At 68.1% G+C, this 10,249-nt stretch carries 9 protein-coding genes and 1 pseudogene; 3 read left to right on the top strand and 7 right to left on the bottom strand.

The window, feature by feature from the left end; genetic code table 11:
• Nucleotides 1-86: 86 nt before the first annotated feature.
• Both ASG29_RS05965 and ASG29_RS05960 read left to right on the top strand, forming a co-directional pair.
• Complete coding sequence (locus tag ASG29_RS05965; protein ID WP_055981655.1) at nucleotides 87-965, top strand: acyl-CoA thioesterase; 879 nt, start codon at nucleotides 87-89, stop codon at nucleotides 963-965.
• 86 nt (nucleotides 966-1,051) lie between these two features.
• A complete protein-coding gene (locus tag ASG29_RS05960) occupies nucleotides 1,052-2,866 on the top strand; it encodes a DUF885 domain-containing protein (RefSeq protein ID WP_055982301.1) in 1,815 nt (604 codons plus the stop codon).
• Here ASG29_RS05960 and ASG29_RS17785 read toward each other — a convergent pair.
• The 7 genes from ASG29_RS17785 to ASG29_RS05925 all read right to left on the bottom strand — a co-directional run bounded on the left by ASG29_RS17785 (nucleotide 2,863) and on the right by ASG29_RS05925 (nucleotide 9,966).
• Nucleotides 2,863-3,513 (bottom strand): methyl-accepting chemotaxis protein, encoded by a 651-nt coding sequence (locus ASG29_RS17785; RefSeq protein WP_055981652.1) that lies wholly within the window; start codon nucleotides 3,511-3,513, stop codon nucleotides 2,863-2,865. The genes ASG29_RS05960 and ASG29_RS17785 overlap by 4 nt on opposite strands.
• Nucleotides 3,514-3,567: 54 nt before the next feature.
• Entirely contained in the window at nucleotides 3,568-4,635 is a 1,068-nt protein-coding gene (locus ASG29_RS05950; protein WP_055981649.1) for a catalase family protein, read from the bottom strand.
• Nucleotides 4,636-4,689: 54 nt separating this feature from the next.
• The gene (locus ASG29_RS05945) at nucleotides 4,690-5,490 is read right to left on the bottom strand and encodes an SDR family NAD(P)-dependent oxidoreductase (RefSeq protein ID WP_055981646.1); all 801 of its coding nucleotides are present in this window, start codon (nucleotides 5,488-5,490) and stop codon (nucleotides 4,690-4,692) included.
• Nucleotides 5,491-5,593: 103 nt separating this feature from the next.
• A complete protein-coding gene (locus ASG29_RS05940) occupies nucleotides 5,594-6,358 on the bottom strand; it encodes an SDR family NAD(P)-dependent oxidoreductase (protein ID WP_055981644.1) in 765 nt (254 codons plus the stop codon).
• Between the two features lie 48 nt (nucleotides 6,359-6,406).
• The gene (locus tag ASG29_RS05935; RefSeq protein ID WP_055981641.1) at nucleotides 6,407-7,471 is read right to left on the bottom strand and encodes a phosphotransferase family protein; all 1,065 of its coding nucleotides are present in this window, start codon (nucleotides 7,469-7,471) and stop codon (nucleotides 6,407-6,409) included.
• Nucleotides 7,468-8,556 carry a Zn-dependent alcohol dehydrogenase gene (locus tag ASG29_RS05930; RefSeq protein ID WP_235532795.1) on the bottom strand — a complete coding sequence of 363 codons (1,089 nt, stop codon included), beginning with the start codon at nucleotides 8,554-8,556 and terminating at the stop codon, nucleotides 7,468-7,470. The genes ASG29_RS05935 and ASG29_RS05930 overlap by 4 nt, the downstream gene beginning before the upstream one ends.
• Before the next feature lie 99 nt (nucleotides 8,557-8,655).
• Entirely contained in the window at nucleotides 8,656-9,966 is a 1,311-nt protein-coding gene (locus tag ASG29_RS05925) for an acyl-CoA dehydrogenase family protein (protein WP_055981634.1), read from the bottom strand.
• 154 nt (nucleotides 9,967-10,120) lie between these two features.
• Here ASG29_RS05925 and ASG29_RS17415 point away from each other — a divergent pair.
• Nucleotides 10,121-10,249: pseudogene (locus tag ASG29_RS17415) on the top strand (TetR/AcrR family transcriptional regulator); the annotation flags it as partial.

Here is a 10,249-nt window from a genome sequence, read left to right as displayed (position 1 = left end):
GGGGGAGTGCCGCAGGCGGAGCGTTCGTGGCGCTCCCCCTCCACCAGCCTTCGGCTGGTCCCCCTCCCCCTGCCGGGGAGGATAGAATGACGACACCGCAGGATCTCGCCGCCGACCTGGTCGATTTGCTCGACGTCGAGGAGCTCGACACCGACCTGTACCGCGGGCGCCGGTCCTCGCACGGCTTCGGCCGCGTGTTCGGCGGGCAGGTGATCGCGCAGGCGTTGCAGGCCGCCCAGCGGTCGACCGACGATCCCAAGATCGCGCATTCGCTCCACGCCTATTTCATGCGCGCCGGGGACGAGGCGCATCCGATCGTCTACCGCGTCGTGCGCGATTTCGAGGGGCGCAGCTTCGCCACGCGGCGCGTGATCGCGATGCAGCGCGGGCAGCCGATCCTGAACCTCGCAGCCTCGTTCCAGGTGCCCGAGGAAGGCTATCACCACCAGGACGCGATGCCCGAGGTGCCTGCCCCCGAAACGCTGCCGACCGAGGCGGAATTGCGCGCGAAGGATGCGGCGAACCTGCCCGAGAAGCAGCGCGCGATGGTCACGCGCCCGCGCCCGATCGAGATTCGCCCCGTCTACCCGCGCAAGTGGTTCAATCCGACACCCACCGATCCGGTGCAGCATAGCTGGTTCCGCGTCTGCGCGCCGATCGGCGACGACCCCGCGATGCATCGCGCGATCCTGTCCTATGCCAGCGACATGGCATTGCTGGGCACGTGCATGCTGCCCCACGGCGTCAACTGGACCACGCCGGGGTTCCAGAGCGCGAGCCTCGACCATTCGATCTGGCTGCACGAGCCGTTCCGCGCCGACGAATGGCTGCTGTACGTCACCGACAGCCCGTGGGCGGGCCACGCGCGCGGCATGAACCGCGGGCGCATCTTCACGCAGGACGGACGGCTCGTCGCCAGCGTGGCGCAGGAAGGACTGATCCGGATGCGCAAGCCGCGGGAGTAGCGACATTTCGTCATGCCGGGCTCGTCCCGGCATGACGGTCAAGGAACCCCCTTCCCCCGCCGCGCGCATCGTGCATGATCGCGCGCATGCAGATCGACCGCCGCCGGCTCCTCGCCGGCACCGCCGCCCTGAGCGCCACCGCCGCCCTTCCCGTTCGCGCAGAAACCGCCGCCGACCGCGTCGCGATGACGTCGCTCGATCGTCAGGCGGAGGCGCTGATGGCCGCCTACCCCGAATATGCGACGCAGCTGGGCATCGACAAGGGCGCCCGCGCCGCGCTGAAGGCACGCCTGACCGATCGCAGCGCCGCCGCGGAAGCGCGGCGTCGGGACGACGCGGTCGCCAGGCTCGCCGCCGTGCGCGCCCTTCCGCGCGACGGCCTGTCGCCCACGGTCGCGACCCACGTCGCCACGGTCGAGGCCGCGCACGCGCTGGCGATCGACGGTTGGCGTCGGATGCCGGTGGGCGACATGGCGTTGCTGTCGAACAACAATTTTCGCTCCACCCCCTATGTCGTGTCGCAGGGCAACGGCGCGCTGGTGGACACGCCCGACCTGCTCGAAACGAAGCACACGATCGCTACGAAGGCGGATGCCGAGGCGTATCTGGCGCGGCTCGACGGCTATGCGCGCCAGCTGACCGACGAAACCGCACGGCTGCGCGCCGATGCCGCGACGGGCGTCTACCTCCCCGCCTTCCTGAACGCGATCGCGGAGCGACAGCTGCGCGCCGCCGCCGCCGCACCGCCGACGCTGGCGACCGGGCTGGGAGACAAGACGGGCGCAGCGGGGATCGCGGGCGACTGGACCGCGCGCGCGACCGCGATCATCGACCGCAGCGTCCGTCCCGCGCTGGCGGCGCAGGCCGACGCCTTCGCCACGCTGCGCCCGAAGGCGTCGGACGTGCCCGGCATGTGGAAAACGCCCGACGCCGCGGACCGCTACGCCTGGCTGGCCGAGGCGGCGACGACGACCCGCTCCACCCCGGACGAGATCCACACGATCGGGCTGGAGCAATGCCGCGCCTATGCCGCCGAACTCGACCCGCTGCTGCGCGCGCAGGGCCTGACGCAGGGGACCGCGGGAGAGCGGCTGATCGCGCTGGGCAAACGCCCCGACCTGCTGTTCGCCGATACCGATGCGGGCCGCGCCGAACTGCTCGCCTATCTGAACACCATCGTCGCCAAGCTTCGCCCGCGGCTGCGGCGGGCGTTCGGAAAGCTGGTCCGCGGCAACCTCGTCATCCGGCGCGTGCCGCCCGCGATCCAGGACGGCGCACCCAACGGCTATGCCGGGCCGGGATCGATGGACGGGAAAGTACCCGGCGCCTATTACATCAACCTGCGCGACACCGGCATCTGGCCGCGCTTCGCCCTGCCGACGCTTACCTTCCACGAGGCGATCCCGGGCCATATCTGGCAGGGCGAATATACGTTCGACCTGCCGCTGATCCGCACCCTCCTGGGCTTCAACGCCTATAGCGAGGGGTGGGGCCTGTACGCGGAACAGATCGCGGGGGAGATCGGCTATTACGACGACGACCCGCTCGGGCGGATCGGCTATCTGCAATCGATGAACTTCCGCGCCGCGCGGCTGGTCGCGGACACGGGCCTGCATCACAAGCGCTGGACGATGGACCAGGCGAAGCGATTCTTCCGCGGCGCCACCGGCTTCACCGACAGTCAGGCGACGTCCGAACTGAACCGCTATTGCACCTGGCCGGGGCAGGCGCTGGGGTACAAGACCGGCCATAACGAGATCAACCGGCTGCGCGATGCGGCGAAGGCGCGGATGGGGGCGCGCTTCGACGTGCGGGGATTCAACGATACGGTGGTGCAGGCGGGCGGGATGCCGCTGGACGTGCTCGCGGCGGTCGTGGAGCGGTGGTCGAAGGGGGGCTAGCCTGCGATCATCCGGCGCGCATTCGCGGTCGCGACCTGCGTGTCGGACGCCAGCTTCTTCACCTCTTGCGCCACCACCGCGAATCCGCGCCCCGCGTCGCCCGCGCGCGCCGCCTCGATCGACGCGTTCAGTGCGAGCATGTTCGTCTGGCGCGCGATCGCCTCGATCGAATCGACCACCGCGCCGAGCCGGTCGATCAACCCCTCGCGATCGCTGCGATGGCTTTCCGCCTGCCTGCGATACAGCTGACTTTCCTCCAGCGCGCGCGCGACCTCATTGGCGAGCCGCACCGTATCGGTCACGTTTGCGGCAAATTTCACGATACGCTCGACGGCGCCGGCCGCGTCGAGGATCGGGGTGTACGTGGCCTGGAGCCAGACCTCCGCCCCGTCGCGCGCGATCCGGCGGAACCGGCCCCCCTGATATTCCCCGCGCGCCAGCCCGCGCCAGAACGTTCCGTAGTCGGCGGAGGCGACATAGGCCGGTTCGCAGAACATCGAATGATGCCGCCCGATAACGGATGCGCCGTCATAGCCCATCGTCGACAGGAAGCGGTCGTTCGCGGCCAGCACGATGCCGTCGCGATCGAATTCGATGACCAGTTGGGATCGATCGATCGCCGCCCGTAACGGCCCTTCCTGCGACATGGTTCACCCCGGCGACAACGCATCGTCGCTAAAGCGGGAATGGTTAACACCCGGTCAACCCGGTTCGTGGATCGGGCAGCCGTTGACGCGCGCGCGGAAATCGGCGGAATGGCGGTATACGTCGCGGCGCGACCGGTTGATGTTGCCCAGCGGTCGATGCGCCGCCAGCCCGGTCCAGACGCTGAAGCGCAGCCGCTCGTTCACTTCCTCCACCCGGGCGTCGTCCCAGCTGTCCTGCGCCCGCGCACGCACGACGCCGACGCGCTGCCACGGCGCCTCCGCCGCGTCCCATTCCACGGTCGGGTCCTCGACCGGCTGACGCACCGGATCGCGCGCCAGCTGCACGCGGAATTCCCATTCGGCGTCGATGCCCTTCATCTCCTCGCGCAGCCGATGGCGGATCGCATCGCGGTCGCCCGCCGGATCGATCGTCTTGCCCGTCAGCGCGGTCATCGCGCGCGCGACCGGCAGCAGGCTGAACTTCGCGACATGGTCGCCGTACCGAAAGGGCGTGGCGCTGAAATACGTCTCGCCCAGGGGCTCCACGTTCGGCGCGCCGCCCAGCGTCCTCACCGTCGCGCTTTCGATTCCGATCGCGCCCAGCGCGGTGTTGACGCCCCGAAGCGCGGCGGACAGCACGACCTTCGCCTTTTCGGCGCGATCGGTCGTCTTCGCCAGCAGCTTGAGGTTGCCGAGGAAGGCACCCGCGTCCTTCGCCTGGAACACCGGCGCGTTAACCAGAACAAAATCCTGCGTCGTCCCTTCCGCCCCCGGCAACCGCTCGCCCGCGACGTCCAGCACCTTCATCGCCAACCCGCGGGGGAGTGAGATGGCGTCGTCCAGGATGTCGCCAGGATTGGTCGACAGGCGCATGAACACCTTGTGCTGCCCCGGCGTCGCGAACAGCCCCTGCGCCAGTTCGGCGGGCAGACCCGCGTCGACCGTTAACGTCCCCTCAAGGATCGCATGCGCCTTCGCATGGACCGATCGGACGGCATGGCCGTAATCTTCCGCGGTCCGGTGCAGGATGGTATCGAACGTGTCGTTCAACTCGGCGACGGTCGCCGCCTCGTCGTTGCGGATATCCTCGATATCGGGGGTGTAGCGAACGGGTGCGGCCACGGACTTTCTCCTGTCAAGTGACGGAAGAAGCGCCCGAAACCGCGGCCCGTTCCGTCACACTGCGGTGCGGCCGTATTCCTGCTTGGTCACCGGGTGGCTCGACGACAGTCCGCCGTCGACCGCGATCGCCTGTCCGTTGACGTAGCTGGCGTCGTCGGAGGCCAGGAACAGCGCGACCTTCGCCAGCTCCTCCGGCTGCGCCCCGCGACGCAGCGGATTCAGCCGGCCGAGCCGATCCATCTTGCCCGCGTCGCGCGCGTAATCGAACGTCGGACGCGTCATCCCGGTCTCGGTCAGCCCGGGGCAGATCGCGTTCACGCGCACGTTCGAACCCGACAATTGCTGCGCCGACGTCATGGCCAGGTTGATGACCCCCGCCTTCGACGCCGAATACGCTGGCGAACCCGCGCCGGAACGGATGCCCGCGACGCTGGCGGTCAGGATGATCGCGCCGCCACCGCGTTCGGCGATCCGCGGCGCGGCATGCTTCACCGCCAGGTACGGACCGATCAGGTTGACGCGCAGCACCTCGGTGATGAGGCTGACGTCGGTGTCGAAGATATTGGCCATCCCGCCCGAAATGCCCGCATTGGCGAACATCACGTCCAGCCCGCCGAACGCCTCGCACGCCCGGGCGACCGCGCGCGCGACATCCTCCTCGCTGCCCGCATCCATCCGGATCGCCTCCGCCGTACCGCCTGCGTCGCGGATCAGTGCGGCGGTCGCGTCCGCGGTGTCGTTGATGTCGGCGCACAGGACCTTGCCGCCCTCCGCCGCGAACAGCGTGGCGGCGGCGCGGCCGATGCCGGAACCCGCGCCGGTGACGATGATCGACTTGTCGATGAAACGTGGCATTCCTGCATCTCCGTCACCCCAGCGAAGGCTGGGGTCTCAAGCAATGAACCGTGCCTGTGCGGCACGAGACCCCGGCGTGCGCCGGGGTGACGAGGCGCCCCGGTCAGATCGTCACACCGCCGTCGATGACCATCACCTGCCCGGTCATGAACGCGCTCGCCGGGCTGGCGAGATAGACGACCGCGCCCGCGATCTCCTCCGGCTCGCCGATGCGGCGCAGCGGGGTCGTCCGGTTGCGCTCGGCGACGGCCGCCTCGTCCTCCCATAGGGCCTTGGCGAAATCTGTGCGGATCAGGCCGGGCGCGATGCAGTTCACGCGGATGCCGTGCTTGCCATATTCGTGCGCCAGGTTGCGGGCGAGTTGCATGTCCGCCGCCTTGCTGATGCAATAGGCGCCGATGATCGGGGACCCACGCAGCCCGCCGATCGAGCTGACGATGATGATCGAGCCTTCCCCCCGCTCCTTCATCTCGCCAGCGACCATCGTCACCAGCCAGTGGTTGGACAGGATGTTGTTGTCGAGGATCTTGCGGAACTGCTCGTCCGCGATCCCCTCCTGCGGGCCGTAATAGGGGTTCGACGCGGCGTTGCAGACCAGCACGTCGACCCGCCCGAACGCCCCGCGCGTGGCATCGACCAGTGCCTGCAACCCCGCCTTGTCGGAGATGTTGGCCGCGACCGCGATCGCGGTGCCGTCGCCGAAGCGCGCATTGATTTCCGCGGCCACGGCATCGCACGCATCCTGCTTGCGGCTGGAAATCACGACCTTCGCCCCCTGCTCGGCACAGGCGAAGGCCGACGCCTTGCCGATCCCGCGCGAGGACCCGGTGATGAGCACGACCTTACCGGCCAGATCGAACAACGACATCGCAGCCTCCTATCGTCGCCCCGGAATACGCCGGGGTGAAACCACCACCTACGCCCCGGCCTTCCGCGCGAAATCGAGCGCCGCGTCGGCCAGCATCGGCACGCGCGCGGCGGTCGCCTCCGCCTTCGCATTCGACGCCGTGCCGATCAGGAAGCGCTTCTTGATCCCCTGCACGATGCTGGCGAGGCGGAAGAGGTTGAAGGCGAAATACCAGTCCAGCGCGGGCAGGCCGTCGCGCCCCGTGCGCGCGCAATAGCGCGCGACCATCTCGTCCAGATCGGGAATCCCCGTCTCGGCGCCGGTCAGGCCCATGACGCCCGAACGCCCTTCGGGCACCGTCACCCAGCTCATCAGGTAATAGGTCAGGTCCGCCGTCGGATCGCCCAGCGTGCACAATTCCCAGTCCAGCACCGCCGCGACACGCGGCTCCGTTCCCGATGCGAACTTCATGTTGTCGACGCGATAGTCGCCGTGGACGATCGACGTGCGCGTCTGCTCGGGCAGGGTGCGCGGCAGAAAGTCGATCAGCGTCTCCATCGCGGGCATGTGCTCGGTTTCGGCGGCGCGATATTGCTTCGTCCAACGGCCGACCTGCCGCTCGAAATAATTCCCCGGCCGCCCAAAATCGCCCAGCCCGATCGCCTCATGATCGGTGTTGTGCAGGTCCGCCAGCGTGTCGATCATCGCATGATAATGATCGCGCCGCTGATCGGGCGACAGGTCCGGCATCGTCCCGTCCCAAATCGTCCGCCCCTCCACCATTTCCATGACGTAGAAGTCGGAACCGATCACGCCGTCGTCCTGGCACAGCCCGTATTGCCGCGGCACCGGGAAGCCGGTCGGGTGCAGCGCGGCCATCACGCGATATTCGCGATCGACCTGGTGCGCGCTCGGCAGCAACTCGCCCATTGGCTTGCGCCGCAGGACGTAATCGGCGCCGGGGGTCATCAGCTTGTACGTCGGGTTAGACTGGCCGCCCGCGAACTTGGCGTACGTCAACGGGCCGTCGAACCCGTCGACATGGTCGCGCATCCACGCCGACAGCCGCCCGGTGTCCAGCCGGTCGCGCTCGGGGATATCGGCCTGGAGGCTCTCGTCGGGCGCGTCGGTCATCGGTCGAACACGATCACGCTGCGCGTCGCATCGCCCTTGCGAAGCTCGTCGAACGCATGGTTGATCTCCGCCAGCGGCAATCGCTCGGCGATGATGGTGTCGAGGTCGAGGAGGCCGCGCTGATAGAAATCGACCAGCCGCGGGATGTCGACCGGGAAGCGGTTGTAGCCCATGATCCCGCCCTGCAATCGCTTGCCCGACAGCAGGTCCATCGCCGACAGGCCGACCTTCTCGGACAGCGGCATCATGCCCAGGATCGTCGCGGTGCCGCCGCGACGCAGGACCGACACGGTCGTCGCCGCCGACTGCGGCCGCCCGACCGCCTCGATCGCGTGATGGACGCCGCCGTTCGACGCCTCCACCACCTCGGCCACGACATGTTCGCCAAGCGCATCGAACGTGTGCGTCGCGCCCAGCTTCTCCGCGATGGCGCGCTTCTCCGGCACGGGGTCGAGCGCGATGATCTTCCCCGCGCCCGCGATCTTGGCGGCGTTGACCGCGGCAAGGCCGATGCCGCCGCAGCCGACGACGCACACCGTCTCGCCCGGCGACACGTCGGTGGTGTTGAACACCGCCCCCGCCCCGGTCGTCACCGCGCAGCCGATCAGCGCGGCACGATCCATCGGCATGTCGCGGTCGATCGACACGCAGGCATGTTCGTGGACCAGCATCATCTCCGCATAGGCGGACAGGTTCAGCATCTGCGCGACGGGGTCGCCGTTCGCCATCACCAGCCGCGGTGCCTCGCCCTGCCGCCGGCGCACCTCCGTACTGACGCACAGGAACATCCGCCCGGTGACGCAGAATTCGCAATGGCCGCAGAACGCGGACAGGCAGGTGACGACATGGTCGCCCACCTTCACCGTCCGCACCTCGCTCCCCACCGCCTCGACGATGCCGGCGGCCTCGTGGCCGGGGATCGCGGGCAGCGCATGGGGATAGGCGCCGTCGACGAAATGCAGGTCGGACCGGCAGACGCCGACCGCCTGCGTGCGGATCAGCACCTCGTGCGCCAGCGGCTTCGCGACGTCGACGTCGGCGATCTCCAGCGGCTTCTTCGTCTCGAACAATACGGCGGCCTTCACCGGCAATCCTCCCCACGTCATCCCGGCGCACGCCGGGGTCTCAGGCAATTCGGGCGTGCCCTTGCGGCACGAGATCCCGGCTTTCGCCGGGATGACGACCTACCGGCTGACGCCGATGTCCGCGCTCGACACCTCCGGTCCGCGGCGATCATTGGACGCTACTTCCGCCTTCCAGTCGCCGTACTTGCCGAACTCGTTGCGCGCGATCGCCCGGGCGTGGACCTCGTCCGGGCCGTCCGCCAGCCGCAGCGTTCGCTGCGATGCCCAGGCGTGCGCCAGACCGAAATCCTCCGCCACGCCGCCGCCGCCATGCGCCTGCACCGCATCGTCCAGGATGCGCAGCGCCATGTTGGGCGCGAACACCTTTATCATCGCGATTTCCTGCGACGCCGCCTTGTTGCCCGCGACGTCCATCGTCTGCGCCGCCTTCAGGCACAAAAGGCGCGTCATCTCGATCTCGATCCGCGCCTGCGCGATGCGCTGCTCCCAGATCGAATGGTCGGAAATACGCTTGCCGAACGCGACGCGGCTCAGCAGCCGCTTCGCCATCTTCTCCAGCCCGACCTCCGCGACGCCGATCGTGCGCATGCAATGATGGATCCGGCCCGGCCCCAGCCGGCCCTGCGCGATCTCGAACCCGCGGCCCTCGCCCAGCAGCAGATTGTCGACCGGCACGCGGACGTCCTTGAACGTCACCTCGCCATGGCCGTGCGGCGCGTGATTGTAGCCGTAGACCGACAGCATGCGGTTGATCGTGATGCCGGGCGTGTCCATCGGCACCAGGATCTGCGACTGCTGGCTGTGGCGCGATCCCTCGAAGCTGGTCTTGCCCATCAGGATGCCGATCTTGCAACGCGGATCGCCGACACCCGAGGACCACCATTTGGTGCCGTTGATGACGTAATGGTCGCCGTCGCGGACGATCCGCGTCTCGATGTTCGTGGCGTCGGACGAGGCGACCGCAGGCTCGGTCATGTAGAAGACCGACCGGATCTCGCCGTTCATCAGCGGGCGGAGCCACGCCTCCTTTTGCTCCAGCGTGCCGTAGCGGTGGAGCACCTCCATGTTGCCGGTGTCAGGCGCGGAGCAGTTGAACGCTTCGCTGGCCCAGCCGATCTTGCCCATCTCCTCGGCGCACAAGGCATATTCCAGGTTCGTGAGCTGCGTGCCCTCGAACGCGAAAGTCTCGTCGACGTGATGTTGCCCGGAATGGGGCGGCATGAAGAAATTCCACAGGCCCGCGGCCTTGGCCTTCGCCTTCACTTCCTCCACGACGGGCAGGACCTTCCACGGATCGCCCTCGTGATGCTGGCGGTGATATTCGTCCTGCCGGGGCGCGATCTCGGCGTCGATGAACGCCTTCACGCGGTCCCGGAAATAGGTCTCGCGCTCGCTCAGGGTGAAGTCCATCGCGTCTCTCCGACATGTCGTTTCGAGTTGCGCTTAAGCCATACCGCTTATTCGGTAAAGGACCTGAATCGCCGCCGCCCCCTACGTCACGCCCGATTCACGACGGCGTCATAAAGGGACTGTTTCTTCAAAAATCGCATGCTAGGATCACCCGATGGGGGAATTGATCGAAGAAGGCGAGACCAGCACGCGCCGGTTCCGCGAGAAGCGCGAGGCGATCCTGGCGGCCGCGGCCGAGGCGATCAACGAACAGAGCGCGAAGGGCATGACCTTCGCCGACGTG

It is taken from the genome of Sphingomonas sp. Leaf412, assembly GCF_001425405.1.
GTDB lineage: Bacteria > Pseudomonadota > Alphaproteobacteria > Sphingomonadales > Sphingomonadaceae > Sphingomonas.
This window is presented reverse-complemented; position numbering and strand designations above follow the sequence as displayed.

What these genes read in the sequence shown, in the direction of transcription:
- ASG29_RS05935 (WP_055981641.1), bottom strand. Translation starts at nt 7,471, where the DNA reads ATGACCGACGCGCCCGACGAGAGCCTCCAGGCCGATATCCCCGAGCGC.
- ASG29_RS05965 (WP_055981655.1), top strand. Translation starts at nt 87, where the DNA reads ATGACGACACCGCAGGATCTCGCCGCCGACCTGGTCGATTTGCTCGAC.
- ASG29_RS05945 (WP_055981646.1), bottom strand. Translation starts at nt 5,490, where the DNA reads ATGCCACGTTTCATCGACAAGTCGATCATCGTCACCGGCGCGGGTTCC.
- ASG29_RS05940 (WP_055981644.1), bottom strand. Translation starts at nt 6,358, where the DNA reads ATGTCGTTGTTCGATCTGGCCGGTAAGGTCGTGCTCATCACCGGGTCC.
- ASG29_RS05925 (WP_055981634.1), bottom strand. Translation starts at nt 9,966, where the DNA reads ATGGACTTCACCCTGAGCGAGCGCGAGACCTATTTCCGGGACCGCGTG.
- ASG29_RS17785 (WP_055981652.1), bottom strand. Translation starts at nt 3,513, where the DNA reads ATGTCGCAGGAAGGGCCGTTACGGGCGGCGATCGATCGATCCCAACTG.
- ASG29_RS05960 (WP_055982301.1), top strand. Translation starts at nt 1,052, where the DNA reads ATGCAGATCGACCGCCGCCGGCTCCTCGCCGGCACCGCCGCCCTGAGC.